The sequence below is a fragment of the Arthrobacter sp. JB02-1C genome (assembly GCF_057748045.1).
The window spans coordinates 2,549,982-2,570,129 of sequence record NZ_CM173235.1 but is presented as its reverse complement, the minus strand read 5'-3'; the positions used below and the strand labels follow the sequence as shown (position 1 = coordinate 2,570,129).

Genomic DNA, 20,148 nt, shown 5'->3' with positions numbered 1-20,148 from the left:
GGGTCACTTCGCAGTTGAGGGGTCGGTCGGGGCCCCGGCGTCGGTCGGGCCGCCGGGCTCCACGTTCCGGGGTGCGGGCAGTCCGGCGCCGGGCTGCAGGGTCCGGACCACCGGCAGCGGCCCGGTGTGGACGGCGGCGGTCTGTGGAGCCGGGCCGCGCCAACCTTGGATCGGGAGCTCGAATTTGCGGACCAGCCGACCGGAGAAGGGGGTCTGGTGGGTGCGGGCCAGCCGGACCGGCGTGTCAGAGCGGGTGACCTCGACGCGGGCGCCCGGGGGCAGGTCGACCGAACGCCGGCCGTCGCACCAGAGCACGCCCTGGGCCTCGGTGCGGCTCAGGATCTCGACGGCGAGCCGGGATCTGGGCGAGACGACCAGTGGCTTGGCGAAGAGCGCGTGCGCACTGATCGGGACGATCAGGAGCGCCTCGACCTCGGGCCACACCACGGGTCCGCCGGCGGAAAACGCGTACGCCGTGGACCCGGTGGGGGTGGCGAGGACGATCCCGTCGCAGCCAAAGGAGGTCAGCGGGCGCTCGTCGACCTCGGTCACCACCTCCAACATGCGTTCCCGGTTGCCCTTTTCGATCGCGGCCTCGTTGAGCGCCCAGTTGTGCCAGATCTTCTGGCCGCGGACCCATACCTGCACGTCGATGGTCATCCGTTCCTCCACCGTGTACTGGCGGCGGGCGATCCACTCCACGGTCTGGGCCAGGTCGGCACGTTCGCTCTCGGCCAGGAAGCCCACGTGGCCAAGGTTGACTCCGAGCAGCGGAACGTCGACTGCGCGGACCAGTTCGGCGGCGCGCAGGATGGTGCCGTCCCCGCCGAGCACCATGACGAGTTCGACGTCGGGAAGCCTGACGTGGTCATGCAGGACCTCGACGGCCTGGTCCAGCTCGCCGAAGAACCGGACCATCTCGCCGAGTTCGGATTTCTGCATCACGGGGACGATGCCTGAATCGTGCAGCTGGGCGCACGCTTCCCAGGCCGCCTTGAGTGATTCCTCGCGGCCGGTGTGGGCAAGGATGAGGACACGCCTGCTCATCGGTTTCCGCCTTCTGGTACTTGATGCTTGCTGTGGTTCCGCTGCTAGGGCCAGATCGTACCGAGTAACGCAGCAACGGCTGCGTCCCGCTCCTCGATCTTAGGCAGGTCTGCCCGATTCCCGCGTTTTATCCACAGGAAGTATTCGACGTTGCCGTCCTGGCCGGGCAGCGGGCTCTGCGCCAAGCCGTTCAGTTCCAGGCCTGCCTCCAGCGCTGCCGCCGCCACTTTCGAGACCGCCAGCCGGCGTTCCCGGTCGGAGTTGACGACGCCGGTGCGGCCCAGCCGGTCCTTGCCGATTTCGAACTGCGGCTTGACCATCAGGACCAGGTCTCCGCCGGGGTCGGTGCACGCTGCGAGCGGAGCAACCACCAGGGTAAGGGAGATGAAGGACAGGTCCGCGACGGTCACCGCTGCCGGGCCGCCGATGAGTTCCGGGCTCATGTAGCGGACGTTGAGTCCTTCGTGGACGGAGACCCGGGCGTCGCCGCGGATTTCCGGGACCAGCTGGTCATGGCCGACGTCGACAGCGACCACGTGGGCGGCGCCGCGGCGCAGCAGCACTTCGGTGAATCCCCCGGTGGAGGCACCTGCGTCCAGGCACCGTTTGCCGGAAACCACGACGGCGGGAAAGGCGTCCAGCGCGCCGGCGAGTTTATGGGCGGCGCGGCTGACGTAGTCGTCCTCGCCGGTGGTGGCGACGTCCAGGGCTGTGCCGTCCTGGATCTGCAAGGAAGCTTTCTCCAGCACTGCCCCGCCGGAGCTGACCTTTCCCTCGCCGATCAGCCGGGCCGCGTGCGTGCGGGACCGCGCCAGCCCGCGGCTGACGAGGGCCTGGTCGAGCCGGGTCACAGCGGCTGGCCTCCTGCCCCGGGCGTCGCCGCAGGATCTACGGCAGGCTGTGCCGCCGGCATTGCGGTCTGTGCCGCCACGTCTTCGTTGAGCGCCTCGGCAAGGGCATTGTGCAGGTCAGCGTACACCTCACCGTGCGCCGACACCGGCAGGTCCGGAAGGGCGTCGAGGCGCAACAGGAGCGCAGCGACGGCCGGGTCCTGGACAGCGCCCGCGCGGGCTTCCGGGGCTCCACTGCCGGCTTCCGGGAATCCGTGGGCACCCGCGGATTCGTGCTCGGCGGTGGAGTGGTTCAGCTCGGTCATGAACTCCAGTCTAGTGACCGGACCACACCAGCCTGGGCGCCCGGGCGGTGTCGGTCTCCGGATGCGCGGCCCACCAGGCGGCGCACGCCGCCCGCCAGGAGTCCAGGTCCGCGGGATTTCCGCTGACCCGGACGGTGCTGCCGTCTGACTCGGCCACCGCAGCACCGCAACGGTGGCGTCCGTCGCCGTCTGCCTTCACCGCGGGGTAGGGCCGGTAGAGGTCGGTGAGGTCGTTGATCAGGAAGCTGGGCCGTTCCTGGGAGCGGGCGGCGAGGATGGATTCCTTCGTGTCGACGCCGGTCAGCACGGCCGCGGTGGCGTAGCCGGCGTTGTTGCCGCCGAGAATATCGGTATCCAACCGGTCCCCCACCACGAGCGGCCGCTCCGCGCCCAACCGCTTGGCAGCGGCGTGAAACAGTGGCGCCTCGGGTTTGCCCGCCACCAGCGGCCGCTTGCCGGTGGCAGCAGCAACCGCAGCAACAAGCGTCCCGTTGCCGGGGGCGATGCCGCGGGCCTGCGGAATGGTCAAGTCCGTGTTGCTGGCTACCCATAGAGCGCCGGACGCCACCACGTAGGACGCCTCCGCGAGCTGCTTCCAGCCCACGTCGGGGTGGAATCCCTGCACGACGGCGACCGGTTCCTCGGTCTGGCTGCGGACCGGGCACAGGCCCGCGAGTTCGATTTCGCGGGCCAGTGCGTCTCCGCCGGTGATCAGGACGCGGGCGCCGGCCGGCAGCCGGGAAGCAAGCAGCCCGGCAGCCGCCTGGGCGGAGCTGACGACTTGCTGCTCTTCGGCCGGCGCGCCGAGCTCCCGCAGATGCTGGGCCACCTCGGCGGGCGACCGCGACGCGTTGTTTGTCACGTAGCCCAGCCCGACGCCGATGCCGGCGAGCCGTTCCAGGGACTCCACCGCGCCCGGGATGGCATGCGGTCCGGCGTAGACGACTCCGTCCAGGTCGGCGAGAAGCGCGTCGAAGCCGGCAATCAGTTCGGCTGCGGCCATCAGGGGCTAGTCCTCGGCGTGTTCCGCCAGGCCGGGTTCCCCGGCGCGGTCCTCTGCAACCTCCTGGCCGCCGGTTTCCTGGCCGCCGTTTTCCGGTGCGCCGATCTCCAGTGTGCTGCCGTCCAGTTCGTCAGCTTCCGCTGAGTCGGCGTCCGATTCTGCGTCGTCGGATTCGAAGTAGCCGGGCTCTTCGTCGTCGGCGCCCGTCTCAAGGTCGCTCGCCGTGCCCTGGGTGCCGGTGTCTTCAGCCAGTCCTGCCACAGCGGCGGCGCTGGCCGCCCGGGGGGCCGGATTACCGGCGTGGTCCGTGGCGGCGGCCTGCCGGTCGGACTGTTCCTGCACAATCCGGCGGCGGCGCTGCTCTTCGCGGGCTTCCTCTTCCTCGTCCCAGCCGAGATCGATGATGTCCGGCTCGTCGTCGACGTTCAGGCCCAACGCGTCTTCGGCGACGACGGCCTGGCGTTGCCACTTTCCGGCCTCGGCGTCACGGCCGGCCGCGGTCAGGGCGTCGGCGTAGGCACGGAACAGCCGCGGGCTGTAGGAGAAGGCACGGTTAATGTCCAGTTGCGCGATCTCGAGTTCGGAGACTGCGGCGTCGAACTGGCCGAGGTCCGCGCGGGCGCCGGCGGCAACGATGGCGAGTTCCACCTTGCCCGGTGCGTCCAGGTCCTTGGACTCCTCGGAGCGGACCAGTTCCAGGGCCCTGTCGGGGCGTCCAAGGCCCCGTTCGCAGTCGGCCATGACCGGCAGGTGCATGTTTGAGCCGCTGATCCGGCGGTAGGTCCGGAATTCACGCAGCGCTTCGCCATAGTGGCCTGCCGCGTAAGCGGTGAGCCCGACGGCTTCGCGGACAGCGGCAAGCCGGCCGCCCCGCCGGCTCGCGGCCAGCGCGTGCTGGAACGCAAGCTCGGGTTCGTCCTCGATCAGCCGGCCGGCCATGACGAGGTGGCGTGCCACCCACTGCGCGCTGTTGTCTTCGAGCGTCTTGATCTGGTGCTGCGTGGCGCGGTCGAGTTCCTTGCCGGTGACGTCCTCATCGATCTGGGGCGAGCGTTCGCGGTCAGGGCGGTTGGCACTGCGCAGATCCCTGGCATTGGGCTCCCGCACGGGACGGTCCTCGGCCCGATCACGGCCGAACTGGCGGGGCCCTGAGTCGCCGCGGTCAAAGCTCCGTGCCGGACGGTCCTCGCGGTTGCCGAAGGGCTTGCGGTTGTCGCCGCCGCTGTACGGCTTACGATCCCGGTCGCCAAACGGCTTACGGTCGCGGTCGCCAAACGCCTCACGGGACGGACGGTCACCAAACGGCTTACGGTCGCGGTCGCCAAACGGCTTACGGTCACCACCCTCACGGGACGGACGATCACCAAACGGCTTACGGTCACCACCCTCACGGGACGGACGATCACCAAACGGCTTACGATCTCCACCCTCACGGGACGGACGATCACCAAACGGCTTACGATCTCCACCCTCACGGGACGGACGATCACCAAATGGCTTACGATCTCCACCCTCACGGGACGGACGGTCACCAAACGGCTTACGATCGCGGTCACCAAACGGCTTACGGTCACCACCCTCACGGGACGGACGATCACCGTCGCTCGGCTTACGGTCGCGATCATTAAAGGCTGGCCGGGAACCAGCCGGGCGATCATCCCTGCTGCGGAAACCCCGGGGGTCGCCGCCGGAGTTGTTGGTCCCGCGGAACCCGCCACCGCCGGAGTTCCGGCCGCTGCCGTAGTTTCCGCGGTCGTTGCCGCCGCGGTTGCGATCGTTGTGCTCAGCCATGGTGGATTCCTCCTGTTATGAGCTGACACTGGCGCAATCGCAGCCGCTCTCTTTCGTGTTTCGTTCGCTACGCAACCCGAAATCCAGGCGCTTCGAAGTCCGTACAACTCATCCAATTCTAGGCGAGAGGCAGGCGCCGGGCTAACGACGGAAACTCCGCTGGCCCAGCAGTGGGGAGCCTCACAGCTATGGGAGGGGACCCGGTCGACTGCTGGAGCCGGCATAGATTTGGGTGGTTAAACGGCGCAGGCCCCGACGTTGTGTCGGGGCCTGGCGGTAATGGTTGTCCGGCGGTGACCTACTCTCCCACACCCTCCCGGGTGCAGTACCATCGGCGCTGTGGGTCTTAGCTTCCGGGTTCGGGATGGGACCGGGCGTTTCCCCCACGCTATGACCGCCGTAACTCGTGCTCCGCACCGTTCCGGCCCCTGGTGGGGGTGGTGGTGGGAAATCTGTGGGTTACAACATGTGGTGTTGTTATTTTGTTGTGTTGGTTCCTGCAACGTTGCCGTCGGGTGACGGGTTTGTTGTTTGGGAACCACATAGTGGACGCAAGCAGTCTTGTTTCTTTGTACCGCCCGTTGGTGGCAAACGCTTTTGAACCCGTTTGCCCCGGGTGGTGTGTGGTGTAAGTTATCGGCCTATTAGTACCGGTCAGCTTCACGAGTCGTTAGTCCTCGCTTCCACATCCGGCCTATCAACCCAGTGGTCTGGCTGGGGGCCTCTCACACACAAGGTGTATGGAAATCTCATCTCGAAGCGAGCTTCCCGCTTAGATGCTTTCAGCGGTTATCCCATCCGAACGTAGCTAATCAGCGGTGCACTTGGCAGTACAACTGACACACCAGAGGTTCGTCCGTCCCGGTCCTCTCGTACTAAGGACAGCCCTTCTCAAATTTCCTGCGCGCGCAGCGGATAGGGACCGAACTGTCTCACGACGTTCTAAACCCAGCTCGCGTACCGCTTTAATGGGCGAACAGCCCAACCCTTGGGACCTACTCCAGCCCCAGGATGCGACGAGCCGACATCGAGGTGCCAAACCATGCCGTCGATATGGACTCTTGGGCAAGATCAGCCTGTTATCCCCGAGGTACCTTTTATCCGTTGAGCGACGGCCATTCCACAATGTACCGCCGGATCACTAGTCCCGACTTTCGTCCCTGCTCGAGATGTCTCTCTCACAGTCAAGCTCCCTTGTGCACTTACACTCGACACCTGATTGCCAACCAGGCTGAGGGAACCTTTGGGCGCCTCCGTTACTTTTTAGGAGGCAACCGCCCCAGTTAAACTACCCATCAGGCACTGTCCCTGACCCGGATTACGGGCCGAAGTTAGATGTCCAAAGTGACCAGAGTGGTATTTCAACGATGACTCCACCCGGACTGGCGTCCGGGCTTCCACGTCTCCCACCTATCCTACACAAGCCACTCCGAACACCAATACCAAACTATAGTAAAGGTCTCGGGGTCTTTCCGTCCTGCTGCGCGTAACGAGCATCTTTACTCGTACTGCAATTTCGCCGAGTTTATGGTTGAGACAGCGGGGAAGTCGTTACTCCATTCGTGCAGGTCGGAACTTACCCGACAAGGAATTTCGCTACCTTAGGATGGTTATAGTTACCACCGCCGTTTACTGGGGCTTAAATTCTCAGCTTCGCCTTGCGGCTAACCGGTCCTCTTAACCTTCCAGCACCGGGCAGGAGTCAGTCCGTATACATCGTCTTGCGACTTCGCACGGACCTGTGTTTTTAGTAAACAGTCGCTTCCCCCTGGTCTCTGCGGCCCCGCCACGCTCCGGACAGCACGTGTCCATCACGGTAGGGGCCCCCCTTCTCCCGAAGTTACGGGGGCATTTTGCCGAGTTCCTTAACCATAATTCTCTCGATCGCCTTAGTATTCTCTACCTGATCACCTGTGTCGGTTTGGGGTACGGGCGGCTAAAACCTCGCGTCGATGCTTTTCTCGGCAGCATAGGATCACCGGATCCCCCCCTACGGGGGTCCCATCGGGTCTCAGGCATCATGAACGGCGGATTTGCCTACCGTTCGCCCTACATCCTTAGACCGGGGCAACCATCGCCCGGCCCGGCTACCTTCCTGCGTCACACCTGTTAATACGCTTGCCTCCCGGGATCAGGTCCCGCGCTCCACCAAAACCCTCACACCACAAGGGCGCTCGGGCAGGCTTCGGGCGGTTAGTATCCCCCGTTCAACATGGGCGGTTTTTCGCCGGTACGGGAATATCAACCCGTTGTCCATCGACTACGCCTGTCGGCCTCGCCTTAGGTCCCGACTTACCCAGGGCAGATTAGCTTGACCCTGGAACCCTTGATCATTCGGCGGACGGGTTTCTCACCCGTCTTTCGCTACTCATGCCTGCATTCTCACTCGTGTAGGCTCCACCGCTGGTTTACACCGCGACTTCACCGCCCACACGACGCTCCCCTACCCATCCAGACGCCTGAACCACAAGGGCTTAGCAAAAATCTGAATGCCACAACTTCGGCGGTGTACTTGAGCCCCGCTACATTGTCGGCGCGGAATCACTTGACCAGTGAGCTATTACGCACTCTTTTAAGGATGGCTGCTTCTAAGCCAACCTCCTGGTTGTCTTCGCAACTCCACATCCTTTCCCACTTAGCACACGCTTAGGGGCCTTAGTTGGTGGTCTGGGCTGTTTCCCTCTCGACTATGAAGCTTATCCCCCACAGTCTCACTGCTGCGCTCTCACTTACCGGCATTCGGAGTTTGGCTGACGTCAGTAACCTTGTAGGGCCCATTAGCCATCCAGTAGCTCTACCTCCGGTAAGAAACACGCAACGCTGCACCTAAATGCATTTCGGGGAGAACCAGCTATCACGAAGTTTGATTGGCCTTTCACCCCTACCCACAGCTCATCCCCTCCATTTTCAACTGAAGTGGGTTCGGTCCTCCACGACGTCTTACCGTCGCTTCAACCTGGCCATGGGTAGATCACTTCGCTTCGGGTCTAGATCACGCCACTGCAACGCCCTGTTCAGACTCGCTTTCGCTACGGCTTCCCCACACGGGTTAACCTCGCGACGTAACACTAACTCGCAGGCTCATTCTTCAAAAGGCACGCCGTCACCACAACACAGCAAGCTGCGATGGCTCCGACGGATTGTAAGCACACGGTTTCAGGTACTGTTTCACTCCCCTCCCGGGGTACTTTTCACCTTTCCCTCACGGTACTGGTCCGCTATCGGTCATTAGGGAGTATTTAGGCTTATCAGGTGGTCCTGACAGATTCACACGGGATTTCTCGGGCCCCGTGCTACTCGGGATACCTCCCAGGCGGCATGACAGCATTTCGGTTACGGGGCTCACACCCTCTCTGGCCGGCCTTTCAAGACCGCTCACCTATGCCCATGCAACACACCCCACTGTCCCGGCAGAGACAGAACGGAAAGTCCCACAACCCCGACCATGCAACGCCCGCCGGCTATCACACATGGAACGGTTTAGCCTGATCCGCGTTCGCTCGCCACTACTAACGGAATCACTATTGTTTTCTCTTCCTGCGGGTACTGAGATGTTTCACTTCCCCGCGTTCCCCCCACGCACCCTATGTGTTCAGATGCGGGTCACCAGGCAACTCGCGCCCCTGGCGGGGTTTCCCCATTCGGACACCCTGGGATCACAGTCCGGTTATCGACTCCCCCAGGCTTATCGCAGATTCCTACGTCCTTCTTCGGCTCCTAATGCCAAGGCATCCACCGTGTGCTCTTAAAAACTTGACCACAAAAGATCAAGGAGTAATTCACGAGAGAACCACGAAACCAACCCCACACCCAAAAGGCATGGAACCAGATCCAGGTTCATATTCTTGGAAATTGCTTCTTATAAAAGATGCTCGCGTCCACTATGTAGTTCTCAAACAACAACCCCGTACCACACACCCCACCCACGTCAACGCGCGTGATCGATGCAGCCAGGAACCAGAAACACCAAGTCCCGGGGAAAACCCCCGGTCCTGTTGTCTCAGGACCCAACAGTGTGCCAAACACTAAACCGCCCATCCCCTCCCCGCACCGTTCCAGGACAACCCGCCCCCGAAGGGAACAAGTGACCGTACTGGGTGCCGGCAGAAAACCAGCGGCCGCTATCTGTTGATATTCCACCCGTGAGCACCCGCCGCAGAACAATCGCCTGCGCAACGGGCGTACTCCTGACAACACCACCACACAGACATAACGCCTGGCGTGGTTGTTGTAGGTGCTCCTTAGAAAGGAGGTGATCCAGCCGCACCTTCCGGTACGGCTACCTTGTTACGACTTAGTCCCAATCGCCAGTCCCACCTTCGACAGCTCCCTCCCACAAGGGGTTAGGCCACCGGCTTCGGGTGTTACCAACTTTCGTGACTTGACGGGCGGTGTGTACAAGGCCCGGGAACGTATTCACCGCAGCGTTGCTGATCTGCGATTACTAGCGACTCCGACTTCATGGGGTCGAGTTGCAGACCCCAATCCGAACTGAGACCGGCTTTTTGGGATTAGCTCCACCTCACAGTATCGCAACCCTTTGTACCGGCCATTGTAGCATGCGTGAAGCCCAAGACATAAGGGGCATGATGATTTGACGTCGTCCCCACCTTCCTCCGAGTTGACCCCGGCAGTCTCCCATGAGTCCCCGCCATAACGCGCTGGCAACATGGAACGAGGGTTGCGCTCGTTGCGGGACTTAACCCAACATCTCACGACACGAGCTGACGACAACCATGCACCACCTGTAAACCGGCCACAAGTGGGGAACCTGTTTCCAGGTCTTTCCGGTTCATGTCAAGCCTTGGTAAGGTTCTTCGCGTTGCATCGAATTAATCCGCATGCTCCGCCGCTTGTGCGGGCCCCCGTCAATTCCTTTGAGTTTTAGCCTTGCGGCCGTACTCCCCAGGCGGGGCACTTAATGCGTTAGCTACGGCGCGGAAAACGTGGAATGTCCCCCACACCTAGTGCCCAACGTTTACGGCATGGACTACCAGGGTATCTAATCCTGTTCGCTCCCCATGCTTTCGCTCCTCAGCGTCAGTTAATGCCCAGAGACCTGCCTTCGCCATCGGTGTTCCTCCTGATATCTGCGCATTTCACCGCTACACCAGGAATTCCAGTCTCCCCTACATCACTCTAGTCTGCCCGTACCCACCGCAGATCCGGAGTTGAGCCCCGGACTTTCACGGCAGACGCGACAAACCGCCTACGAGCTCTTTACGCCCAATAATTCCGGATAACGCTTGCGCCCTACGTATTACCGCGGCTGCTGGCACGTAGTTAGCCGGCGCTTCTTCTGCAGGTACCGTCACTTACGCTTCTTCCCTACTGAAAGAGGTTTACAACCCGAAGGCCGTCATCCCTCACGCGGCGTCGCTGCATCAGGCTTCCGCCCATTGTGCAATATTCCCCACTGCTGCCTCCCGTAGGAGTCTGGGCCGTGTCTCAGTCCCAGTGTGGCCGGTCACCCTCTCAGGCCGGCTACCCGTCGTCGCCTTGGTGAGCCATTACCTCACCAACAAGCTGATAGGCCGCGAGTCCATCCAAAACCACAAAAAGCTTTCCACCCCCCACCATGCGATGAGGAGTCATATCCGGTATTAGACCCAGTTTCCCAGGCTTATCCCAGAGTTAAGGGCAGGTTACTCACGTGTTACTCACCCGTTCGCCACTAATCCCCCCAGCAAGCTGGAGATCATCGTTCGACTTGCATGTGTTAAGCACGCCGCCAGCGTTCATCCTGAGCCAGGATCAAACTCTCCGTTGAAGTAAAACAGACACACCATGCGCCCCCGGGAAAACGGGATGCACACAATGCACAAAATTTGAAACCAGCTGTAAAAACCATGCCATCCACGGGGTGGACAACACAGCCAAAACAACCAATCAATAAAACAATTGGTATCAACAAACTTGGCACACTATTGAGTTCTCAAACAACAGAAGCATTCGAATACTCTTCGAAACAGTCCATTTGAGTGGATTTGTTTGTTTCGCTTTTCTTCGCTGCGATGTATTTAGCTTATTTCATTCACTTCATCTTTGCAAATCCGGATATTCTCCAAAAATTCACTCAACGAAGCGAATCCGCCCAACAGAATTCGAAGCAATTTCGATTTCCTGCGACTAGCGCAAGAAGAATTGCTTCTCAATGTTGGGGGTTGGTCACCACTCAGCGGTGGCGACTCAGAAAACGATACACCCTCCCCTCCGGCCGTGCAAATCGGCGGAAGGGAGCGTGCAGGTTGAAAGCCTCCGGGGGTGCCGGCTAGCCGCGGACGACCTCTACGGTGGCGAGGTTCTTCTTGCCGCGGCGCAGCAGGAGGTATCGTCCGTGCAGAAGTTCAGCGTCGGGAATAACGGCGTCGGGATCCGTGACCTTGGCGTTGTTGACGTAGGCGCCGCCCTCCCCCACGGTGCGCCGCGCTGCTGATTTGCTGTCGGCCAGGCCGGTCGCCACCAGTAAGTCGATAATGCCGAGGCCGGTTCCGTCCACGGTGGCGGTCGGAAGTTCGGCCGTCGCGGCGCGAAGGCTCTCGGCGTCCAGCGCCGCCAGGTCCCCGCCGCCGAACACGGCGGCCGATGCGGCGATGACCTTCTCGGTGGCCTCCACGCCGTGCACCAGGGACGTAACCTCGAAGGCAAGCTTCCGTTGGCCCTCGCGGGCGAACGGCCGCTCGGCGACGGAGGCTTCGAGCGCCTCGATCTCGGCGCGGCTGAGGAAGGTGAAAACCTTGAGCCGGGCGGCAACGTCGGCGTCCGCAGTATTGAGCCAGAACTGGTAGAAGGCGTAGGGGCTGCACATCTCGGCGTCGAGCCAGATGGCGTTTCCTTCGCTCTTCCCGAATTTTGTGCCGTCCGCATTGGTGATCAGCGGCGTTCCCAGCGCGTGGACGTGCTTGCCCTCGACCTTGCGGATCAGGTCGGTGCCGCTGGTGAGGTTGCCCCACTGGTCCGACCCGCCGGTCTGGAGTACGCAGCCGTAGTCGCGGAAGAGCTGCAGGTAGTCCATGCCCTGGAGGATCTGGTAGCTGAACTCGGTGTAGCTGATGCCCTCCTCGGAGTTCAAGCGGGTAGCGACGATGTCCTTTTTGATCATTGTGCCGACCCGGAAGTGTTTTCCGATGCCGCGGAGGAAGTCGATGGCGCTTAGCGGCGCCGTCCAGTCGAGGTTGTTGACCATCCGTGCCGCGTTGTCCCCCTCGAAGCTGAGGAAGCGCTGAACCTGGCCCTGTAGCCGGCCGACCCATTCGGCGACCGTCTCGGGGGTATTGAGGACACGCTCGGCGGTTTGCCGCGGGTCCCCGATCAGGCCGGTCGAACCGCCCACCAGGCCCAGGGGCTTGTGCCCGGCCAGCTGCAGCCGGCGCATCAGGAGCAGCTGCACCAGGTTGCCCAGGTGCAGGCTCGGCGCGGTGGGATCGAAGCCGCAGTAGTATGTCGCCGGGGCGCCGGCGAGCAGTTTTTCAAGCTCCGCCTCGTCGGTGGAGACGTGGACCAGGCCGCGCCATTTCAGCTCCTGCCAGACGTTGGCGAAGCTCGGATCATTCTGCTGGGACTCAAGATCATTTTGCTGGGACACGGAATCAAAGTTAGCAGGGTCGGCGCGGCGAGGCGCCGCCCGGCCCCGACATGACGGCGGACCGGGCACCCCGGGCGCACCCCGGGCGCTCAGCCCGAAGCCGCCGCCCGGCAGCCCCGCAGCCCGGCAGCCCCTCAGCCCGGCAGCCCCTCAGCCCCGGCCGGGGTTAGCCCTCGATGCCGGCGGGCACCCCTGCCGCTGCTATCAGCCGCAGCCGCTGGGTGGGCCGTGTCATGGCGACGTAGAGGTCCCCTACCCGGCCGTGCTCGTGGTTGAGCATCGCCGACGGTTCCAGGATCACCACGCCGTCGAACTCCAGGCCCTTGGCCTCGCGGGGGCTGATCACCACGATGTCCTGTTCGTAGCTGCCGGCGCCGGTGCCCACGCGGCGGCCGTAGGCACCGCGCAGCGCGGCGGTTGCCTCCGGCAGGAGCGCGCCGTCGGCGATCACCGCCAGCAGACCGCCGTCGAGCACGTCCAGCTCCTCCGGAAGAACTTCGCGGAGTTTGGCCACGATGGTGCCGGGTTCGACGCGGTCGATCACCGGGGACCACCGGCCTTCGCGCACAGCCTTCGGCGCGGAGACGACCAGGCCGGCCGCGTTGGCCATCCGGGCTGCCGCCTCGGCGATCTGCGAGGGGGTGCGGTAGTTGACGGTCAGTTCCTCGAGCTGCCAGCGGTCCCCGAACATCGGCGCCAGCGCGCTCTGCCACGAATTTGCGCCCGCGACCGAGCTTGTCTGGGCGATGTCGCCCACGATCGTGAAGGACTTCAGCGGGCAGCGCCGAACCAGCAGCCGCCATTGCATCGGTGAGAGCTCCTGGGCCTCGTCCACCACGATGTGCCCGAACGCCCAGCTGCGGTCGCTTGTGGCCCGCTCCGCGGCCGTCAGCCGCGCCTCCCGCTCCTGGTTCTGGTCCACCAGTTCCTCGGCGGAGATGAGCACATCCACGCCGGCGGTCTCCATGTTCACCAGGGTTTGCCGCGCGTTCGCCAGGTCGCGGGCCCTGTCATGCTCCTGCTGCGCCAGCCCCCGCCCCGCGGCCGGATCGAGTTCGCCCAGCAGTTCGGCGGCCTCATCCAGCAGCGGCACGTCGGCTTCGGTCCACGGCGCACCCGCAGGCCGCAGCAACAAGGCACGCTCGGCCGGGCTCAGGTCCGGAGTGCAGGCCTCAAGGATTGCCGGCTTGCTCAGCAGTTCGCCCACCAGCTTTTCCGGGGTCATCGGCATCCAGCAAAGGTTCAGGGCCACGCGGACGTCCCGCGCCGAACGCACGTCCTCCGCGAGGTACGACCGGTCGGCGTTGTTGCCGATGCTGCCCGCCTCGACCAGCTCGGTCATTTGTTCCGTCAGCTCGCGCAACAGGATCTTGACGAAGGACACCCGGGCCTCGTTGTGCGGCTTGCCGGTGGCCCGCGCCTTCTCCCGGGCGCGGCGGACCTGGCGGGGGGTGAGGATGAGCTTGCGGCCATCCACTTCGAGGGTGCGGTTTTCGGCCGGGATGCGCTGGCGGTTGGCAACCGCGTTGGCCACAACGTCGGCCATACTCAGCCGTCCCTTGATGGCGGCAACGTCCGGATTTTCCTCCGCGACGGCCTTGATGCCGGGCATCAGCCTGCCGAGGCTGGCCATCACCACGCCCGTCTCGCCGAGGGAGGGCAGCACCCGCTCAATGTAGTTCATGAAGGACGACGACGGGCCCACCAGCAACACGCCGGCGGTCTTCAGCCGGTCCCGGTGCGTGTAGAGGAGGTAGGCGGCACGGTGCAGGGCCACTGCGGTCTTGCCGGTGCCGGGGCCGCCCTGGACCACCAGTGCGCCCGAGATGGAGGAACGGATGATGCGGTCCTGTTCGGACTGGATGGTGCCGACGATGTCCGACATCCGGCCCGTGCGCTTGGAGTTCAGCGCGGCCAGGAGGGCGCCTTCGCCCTGCAATGATTCCTGGTCGGTCAGCATGTCCGCGTCGAGCACGTCGTCTTCGATGGCCTTGACCTCGCGGCCCTGCAGGATCAGGTGCCGGCGCCGGCGGACGCCCTGCCGGTCGAAGGCGGTGGCCTGGTAGAAATGCCCGGCCTCCGGTGCGCGCCAGTCCACCATCAGCCGCTGCAGGTCCTCGGTGGTCAGCCCGATCCGGCCGATGTACTGTGCCTCGCCGGAGTCCAGGTCGAGGCGGCCGAAGACGAGCCGGTCGTCGACGGCGTCGAGCTGCGCGAGCCGGTCCTCATAGAGGGCTGCGAATGCGTCCCGTTCGGAAACGTTCTGCATGGTTCCGACCGCGCCGGCACGGCGCACCTGGGCCAGCTGGGCGCGCTTCTCCGCCCGCAGCTCGTCCAGCCGGGCATAAAGTCCGGCTACATAGTCGCGTTCCTGGGCCAAATCAGCGTCGTGCATCGAACGTTCCCCTATCGAAAAAGACAGACCTACCATTCTACTACCATTTCGGCGCACCATCCCGAAACATGTCAGATTTCTGCAGCTGTCCTTGGCCCCGGGCATGTGACAGGCATTCTACCGAGGCGGTCCCGGCGTCCAGCGCCGCGCAGCATTGCCGGCGCCGGCCGGTTTCGCCCATGGGTTCGCTACAGGTCCAGGAGCGAAACGACGTCGTGTCCGGTCAACGCGGCGCGGCCCCCGAGGGAGCCGATCTCCATCACCACGCCGACGCCGGCGACCTGCACCCGGCAGCGCTCGAACAACCGGGCGGTAGCGCCCAGGGTTCCACCGGTGGCAAGGACATCATCGAGGATGAGCACCCTGCTGCCCGGGACCAGGTCCGAAATGTGCAATTCCAGCGTGGCCGTGCCGTACTCGAGGGCATAATCTTCGGCGACCACTTCCCGGGGCAGCTTGCCAGCCTTGCGGACGGTCACGACGCCGGTGCCGGTGGCGTACGCCGCGGCGGCGGCGAGCAGGAAGCCGCGCGCCTCAACGCCGGCGACGGCGTCGAACCTGCCCCGGAACGGTTCCACCAGAGCGTCCACGACGGCCTTGAACGCCGCGGCGTCAGCGAAGACCGGGGTGAGGTCTTTAAAGACGATGCCGGGCTTGGGATAGTCCGGTACGGTCGCGCACAGGCTGGTGATCAGCTCCTGCACCGGCACGACGGCGCCGGACGGGGAGGGTTCGCTGGGTTGCGCCGGCTGGACGGCGCCGCTGCTTGAATTCACCCCATTACCTTACGCGGTGGCGCTTCGTGCGGGTGCCGGCGGGTCAGCCGTCCGGTCATCCAGGCGTCGCCAACTGTTCATGGGAGCGGAGCCGGTTTTCCGTTTCGCCGGGTCGGCCGCGGTGATTCAATACTGCAATGCAGCACGAAATTTTCTTGTCCGGACACGGAGTCTGCGCCGTGCCGCTCTCGCCGCAGCACGCCTGGACGCTCTTTGATTTCGTCGACGCCGGAATGTGGTCCGGCATGGCGGCGGCCCGGCCGGACGACGCCGCGGACCTGGCGGCGCTGTTCCGGGCACGGTTGGACGACCCGTCCGTGCTCGCCTTTGCCGTGACGGACCAGCGGACCGGAGCGTTGCTGGGCACCACCTCGCTGTGCGACTACGTCCCCGCGCAGCAGCGGATCGAAATCGGTGGCACGTTCTTCGGCCGCCAGTTCTGGGGCAGCCACGTCAATGTGGCCAGCAAAAACATGCTGCTCGGTTACGCCTTCGACGTGCTGGGGGTGCAGCGGGTCGGCTTCCGCTGTGACGTCGCGAATGTTCGTAGCGCCCATGCGATCGAGCGGCTCGGCGCGCAGTTCGAAGGCGTGCTGCGCGGCCAGCGGTGGGCGCCGGACGGCGGACGCTCGAATACTGCGGTCTTTTCGATCCTGGCTGAGGAGTGGCCGGGGGTGCGGGAGGGCCTGCGGTCACGCCTTGGCCCCTTTGCGGTGGACGACAGTCATGCCGTCCGCACTTTCGCTGCCTTGTAGCGGGAGACCGTCGGGTCCCCGCTGATCCAGAAGCGCCACGGGTAGTCCTCGGAGCCGCCGGCGCCGGAAACCCCAACCCTCGGTCCGGAGCTGATCCCGGTCACCGGAACGGCCGGCAGTTCGAGCCGGAACGGCGCGGCCAGGGCATCCCGGCCGCTGTCCGCCGTCGTCAGCCCCAGCGCCGTGGCGAAACGCGCGGGGCCGCTGGCCAGGTCCTTCGGCGCCCGGGACGTGGGCCGACGCGCGGCGGCCAACTCCTGGCCGTCGACGACCTGCCCGGCACGGAGCAGGAGCGCGGAAGCCACCCCTTCGGGCCCGCAGACGATGTTGGTGCAGTGGTGCATGCCGTACGTGAAGTAGACGTACAGGTGACCGGCGGGGCCGAACATTGGCGCGTTGCGGCGCGTCCGGCCACGGAAGGTGTGCGAGCCGGGATCCGGGTGCAGCGAGTCGACCGGCCCCAGGTAAGCTTCCACCTCCGTGATCCGCACGGCGACCGGTCCGCCGTGGCTGTCATGGGTAAGGACCGCGCCAAGCAGCAGCGGGGCTACGTCGCGCGGATCGGCGGAGAGCAGCCCGCGCACGGCGTCGGGCGTCAGGGCGGAATCCATGCTCCGACTTTAACAAACCCGCCGGCAGCTGCTTCGGGAACACCAACGGCCGTGTCCGATTTCCGCTAGCAGTGGACCGGCGGGGGCTGGCAGGATGGAGCCATGGACTTTTGGCAGCGCTACCGGGCAATCGATGCCCGGGACACCCGTTTCGACGGGCAGTTCTACACCGCTGTCCGGACCACTGGCATCTACTGCCGGCCGTCCTGCCCGGCGCGGACCCCCAAAGCGGCCAACGTCACCTTCTACGAAACGTCCGCGGCCGCGCACGACGCCGGCTACCGGGCCTGCAAGCGCTGCCTCCCCGAGGCCGTGCCGGGCACCCCGGCATGGAACGTCCGCTCGGACATCGCGGGCCGGGCCATGCGGCTGATCAACGACGGCGTCATCAACCGCGACGGCGTGGAAGGCCTCGCCGCCCGGCTGGGCTACTCGTCGCGGCAGCTGAACCGGATCCTGAGCCAGGAACTCGGCGCCGGTCCGCTCTCGCTGGCACGGGCCAGCCGCGCGCAGACCGCCCGGACCCTGCTGGTGTCCACCGCGATGAAGGCGGCGGATATTGCCTTTGCCGCCGGCTTCAGCAGCGTCCGCCAGTTCAACGAGACCATCGCCGAAGTTTTTGCCATGACCCCTTCGGCGTTGCGGGCCACGGCCAGGCACCTGCCGGCGCCGGCGCGGGCCGCGGCATCCTCCACGGCACTGACGCTCAGCCTGCCGTACCGGGAACCGTTCGACCCCGGGATTTTCGGCTTCCTGGCCGTCCGCGCCATCCCTGGCATCGAGGAGGGCACCGCCGCCTCGTATGCCCGGACCCTCCGGCTGGCCCATGGGGACGCCCGTTTCACCGTGGACTACGACGCCGGCGCCCCGGGCCGGCCGATGACCCTGACCGTCGGGGCCGTGGACCTGCGCGATCTTGCCTCGCTGCTCAGCCGGGTGCGGCGCCTGCTGGACCTCGACGCCGACCCGGTCGCCATCGATGCCGCGCTCGGCGCGGACCCCCGCCTGGCTGCCAGCGTCGCCGCTGCTCCGGGGATCCGGATGCCCGGAGCGGTGGACCCGCAGGAATTGCTCATCCGTGCCATGATCGGCCAGCAGATTACCGTGGCAGCGGCCAGGACGGCCCTGGTCCAGCTTGCCGGGTCCGGCAGCGAGAGCCTGGTTCCGGCAGCCGGGCTGCACCGCATTTTTCCCAGCGCTGCCGACATCGCGGAGGCCGGCTACCTGCTCCTCCGCGGGCCGCAACGCCGCATCGACGCCGTGCGCGGCGCGGCGGCAGCGATGGCTTCCGGGGCCCTGGACTTCGGCTACGGCGACGACTTCGCAGCGCTGGAAGCCAAGCTCCTGCCGCTGCCCGGCGTCGGGCCCTGGACGGTGGGCTACCTGGCGATGCGGGTGATCGGCGCCCCGGACGTGTTCCTGGCCAACGATGCCGCCGTACGCAACGGGATCCGCACGCTCCTGCCGGCCGCCGCCCTGTCCCCGGCCGGCGGTTTGTCCCCCGGCGCCCTGCCCCCTGGCGCCCTGTCCCCTGATTTCCGGGAGGTCAGCCCGTGGCGGTCCTACGCCACCATGCACCTGTGGCGGGCCGCCGCCGCGGCGCAGGCCGCTTCCCGCACCCGCAGACCCGCTCCAACGAAAGTGATGCCATGAAAGCGCAGCTCCTGACCATGTCCACCCCGGACGGGCCGTTCACCATCATCGCCCGGGACGGCGCGGTGCTGGCCTCCGGCTGGACCGCGGTGCCCGGTGAACTCACCGGCCAGATCCACGCGGAGCTAATGCCGGCCGGCTACGAGCCGGTACCGGATTTGGGGCCAATCTCAGCTGCCGTCGAGGAGTTCTACGCCGGCAACCCGCGGGCGGCCATGGACGTGACGGTGCTGCAGAAATCCGGCCCCTTCCGCAGCCATGCCTGGGACGTGCTCCGCACCGTGGCGCCGGGCCATCCCGTGACCTATACCGAATATGCCGAACTCGCCGGAAACGCCAAAGCCGTCCGGGCCGCGGCCAGCGCCTGCGCCTTTAATGCGGCCGCGCTGTTTGTCCCGTGCCACCGCGTGATCCGCACCGGCGGAAGCCTGGGCGGCTTCCGCTGGGGGCTTGCCGTCAAGGAGAGCCTGCTGGACCGCGAACGGCAGCTCGCCCTGGCGGTCCGGGCCTGACCCGTCGCGGCTTCAGTCCGCACCTGGGCCTAATTCGTCACGGGGACGCCCGCGGGCCAGGGCAGCAGCGCCGGCAGCTCGACGCCGTCCGCTGCGGCGGTCGCCCGCAGGCTCCCCAGCGTGGGGGTGCGTCCGGCCAGCCAGGCGGCGATGTCGGTCAGCATGCCGTTGATCGCTGTCGAGCGTCCGCCCGCGGCGCCGATCGCGACGGGCGGCAGGCCCAGGGGCTGCAGCACGAACCGCTCCCCCTCTGGCACCCGCGCGGAGAGGAAATCAACAAGATGCTCGCAGAACGGCCGGCTCCAGGTTTCCGGGCCGCGGCCGGTGCCGAGGTCGGTGGCGTGGATGGTCAGTTCGCGCCACAGCGCGAGGCCGCCGTCGAACACGACGCCGCCGCGGTAACTGATGGGCTTCTGCCAGCCTGCCGCGTCGAGGGCGCCGAACGCTTCCTGCGCGCGGCCGACGGCGGCGGCCACGGCAGTGCGGTGCTGTTCAACACTGTGCCCGGCTGCCAGCTCGATGGCCCGGTTGCGTCCCTCGAAGCCGCCGTCGTAGAGTTCGATCTTTTCGCCGCGTGCCGCGTACTCGACCTGCCGAGCCATCGCATTGGCGTTGCCGGCGACGTGGGCGAGGACGTGGCCACGGGTCCAGCCGGGAAGCTCCGACGCCGCGGCGACGTCCTGGTCGGTGAGCGTCGCGGTAATGCCGGTCACGACGTCGGCGGCCCGCCGGAGCTCGGCCAGCAGGAAGTCAGGTGTGATTGAGGTCATGGCGCCCATCCTAGCCGTGCCGCGCCGATTCACTCCTGCACCCGCCTTTAACTGCCGCGAGTTGGCATTTCACGGCAATGTTTTCGGAAAACAC

At 65.3% G+C, this 20,148-nt stretch carries 13 protein-coding genes and 3 rRNA genes; 3 read left to right on the top strand and 13 right to left on the bottom strand.

All coding sequences use genetic code 11. From position 1 onward, the window contains the following. Window positions 1–3: 3 nt before the first annotated feature. The 11 genes from AC3ANP_RS12110 to AC3ANP_RS12060 form a co-directional block, all read right to left on the bottom strand. The gene (locus tag AC3ANP_RS12110) at window positions 4–1,047 is read right to left on the bottom strand and encodes an NAD kinase (RefSeq protein WP_488330420.1); all 1,044 of its coding nucleotides are present in this window, start codon (window positions 1,045–1,047) and stop codon (window positions 4–6) included. Window positions 1,048–1,091: 44 nt separating this feature from the next. Continuing rightward, window positions 1,092–1,898, bottom strand: a complete 807-nt coding sequence (locus tag AC3ANP_RS12105) for a TlyA family RNA methyltransferase (protein WP_488330419.1) — start codon at window positions 1,896–1,898, stop codon at window positions 1,092–1,094. Beyond that, complete coding sequence (locus AC3ANP_RS12100; protein WP_488330418.1) at window positions 1,895–2,203, bottom strand: hypothetical protein; 309 nt, start codon at window positions 2,201–2,203, stop codon at window positions 1,895–1,897. Before AC3ANP_RS12100 ends, AC3ANP_RS12105 begins: the two co-directional genes overlap by 4 nt. 10 nt (window positions 2,204–2,213) lie before the next feature. Next, window positions 2,214–3,206 (bottom strand): HAD-IIA family hydrolase, encoded by a 993-nt coding sequence (locus AC3ANP_RS12095; protein ID WP_488330417.1) that lies wholly within the window; start codon window positions 3,204–3,206, stop codon window positions 2,214–2,216. A 6-nt stretch (window positions 3,207–3,212) separates the two neighbouring features. Beyond that, on the bottom strand, window positions 3,213–4,313 hold the full coding sequence (locus AC3ANP_RS12090) for a hypothetical protein (RefSeq protein ID WP_488330416.1): 1,101 nt from the start codon (window positions 4,311–4,313) through the stop codon (window positions 3,213–3,215). A gap of 969 nt (window positions 4,314–5,282) precedes the next feature. Then, window positions 5,283–5,399: ribosomal RNA gene (rrf, locus tag AC3ANP_RS12085) — 5S ribosomal RNA — on the bottom strand. 221 nt (window positions 5,400–5,620) lie between these two features. Beyond that, window positions 5,621–8,756, bottom strand: a 23S ribosomal RNA gene (locus tag AC3ANP_RS12080). A gap of 486 nt (window positions 8,757–9,242) precedes the next feature. Continuing rightward, window positions 9,243–10,767, bottom strand: a 16S ribosomal RNA gene (locus AC3ANP_RS12075). Together the 16S, 23S and 5S rRNA genes form the textbook arrangement of a ribosomal RNA operon. 501 nt (window positions 10,768–11,268) lie before the next feature. Next, window positions 11,269–12,582: a tyrosine--tRNA ligase gene (gene tyrS, locus AC3ANP_RS12070; RefSeq protein WP_488330415.1), complete on the bottom strand. Its 1,314-nt coding sequence runs from the start codon at window positions 12,580–12,582 to the stop codon at window positions 11,269–11,271. Window positions 12,583–12,748: 166 nt separating this feature from the next. Beyond that, window positions 12,749–14,977 (bottom strand): HelD family protein, encoded by a 2,229-nt coding sequence (locus AC3ANP_RS12065; RefSeq protein WP_488330414.1) that lies wholly within the window; start codon window positions 14,975–14,977, stop codon window positions 12,749–12,751. A gap of 188 nt (window positions 14,978–15,165) precedes the next feature. Next, window positions 15,166–15,687 (bottom strand): adenine phosphoribosyltransferase, encoded by a 522-nt coding sequence (locus tag AC3ANP_RS12060; RefSeq protein WP_488333042.1) that lies wholly within the window; start codon window positions 15,685–15,687, stop codon window positions 15,166–15,168. A gap of 203 nt (window positions 15,688–15,890) precedes the next feature. On the opposite strand from AC3ANP_RS12060, the gene AC3ANP_RS12055 reads away from it, so the two are divergent. Next, window positions 15,891–16,508, top strand: a complete 618-nt coding sequence (locus AC3ANP_RS12055; RefSeq protein ID WP_488330413.1) for a GNAT family N-acetyltransferase — start codon at window positions 15,891–15,893, stop codon at window positions 16,506–16,508. Here the strand turns inward: AC3ANP_RS12055 and AC3ANP_RS12050 are convergent. Continuing rightward, a complete protein-coding gene (locus AC3ANP_RS12050; RefSeq protein WP_488330412.1) occupies window positions 16,478–17,119 on the bottom strand; it encodes a DNA-3-methyladenine glycosylase in 642 nt (213 codons plus the stop codon). The two genes, AC3ANP_RS12055 and AC3ANP_RS12050, sit on opposite strands and share 31 nt — an antisense overlap. A 102-nt stretch (window positions 17,120–17,221) precedes the next feature. Between AC3ANP_RS12050 and AC3ANP_RS12045 the strand changes: the two genes are divergently transcribed. Together AC3ANP_RS12045 and AC3ANP_RS12040 are read left to right on the top strand one after the other, a co-directional pair. Beyond that, the gene (locus AC3ANP_RS12045) at window positions 17,222–18,772 is read left to right on the top strand and encodes a DNA-3-methyladenine glycosylase 2 family protein (RefSeq protein WP_488330411.1); all 1,551 of its coding nucleotides are present in this window, start codon (window positions 17,222–17,224) and stop codon (window positions 18,770–18,772) included. Next, window positions 18,769–19,284, top strand: coding sequence for a methylated-DNA--[protein]-cysteine S-methyltransferase (locus AC3ANP_RS12040; RefSeq protein WP_488330410.1), 516 nt, complete (start codon window positions 18,769–18,771; stop codon window positions 19,282–19,284). The genes AC3ANP_RS12045 and AC3ANP_RS12040 overlap by 4 nt, the downstream gene beginning before the upstream one ends. 29 nt (window positions 19,285–19,313) lie before the next feature. Here the strand turns inward: AC3ANP_RS12040 and AC3ANP_RS12035 are convergent, their stop codons facing one another. Continuing rightward, entirely contained in the window at window positions 19,314–20,054 is a 741-nt protein-coding gene (locus AC3ANP_RS12035) for a maleylpyruvate isomerase family mycothiol-dependent enzyme (RefSeq protein ID WP_488330409.1), read from the bottom strand. Window positions 20,055–20,148: the final 94 nt, after the last annotated feature.

Excerpts from the sequence above, each read along its gene's own strand:
- AC3ANP_RS12110 (WP_488330420.1), bottom strand. The coding sequence starts at position 1,047 with ATGAGCAGGCGTGTCCTCATCCTTGCCCACACCGGCCGCGAGGAATCA.
- AC3ANP_RS12100 (WP_488330418.1), bottom strand. The coding sequence starts at position 2,203 with ATGACCGAGCTGAACCACTCCACCGCCGAGCACGAATCCGCGGGTGCC.
- AC3ANP_RS12095 (WP_488330417.1), bottom strand. The coding sequence starts at position 3,206 with ATGGCCGCAGCCGAACTGATTGCCGGCTTCGACGCGCTTCTCGCCGAC.
- AC3ANP_RS12065 (WP_488330414.1), bottom strand. The coding sequence starts at position 14,977 with ATGCACGACGCTGATTTGGCCCAGGAACGCGACTATGTAGCCGGACTT.
- AC3ANP_RS12055 (WP_488330413.1), top strand. The coding sequence starts at position 15,891 with ATGCAGCACGAAATTTTCTTGTCCGGACACGGAGTCTGCGCCGTGCCG.
- AC3ANP_RS12050 (WP_488330412.1), bottom strand. The coding sequence starts at position 17,119 with ATGGATTCCGCCCTGACGCCCGACGCCGTGCGCGGGCTGCTCTCCGCC.
- AC3ANP_RS12045 (WP_488330411.1), top strand. The coding sequence starts at position 17,222 with ATGGACTTTTGGCAGCGCTACCGGGCAATCGATGCCCGGGACACCCGT.
- AC3ANP_RS12040 (WP_488330410.1), top strand. The coding sequence starts at position 18,769 with ATGAAAGCGCAGCTCCTGACCATGTCCACCCCGGACGGGCCGTTCACC.
- AC3ANP_RS12035 (WP_488330409.1), bottom strand. The coding sequence starts at position 20,054 with ATGACCTCAATCACACCTGACTTCCTGCTGGCCGAGCTCCGGCGGGCC.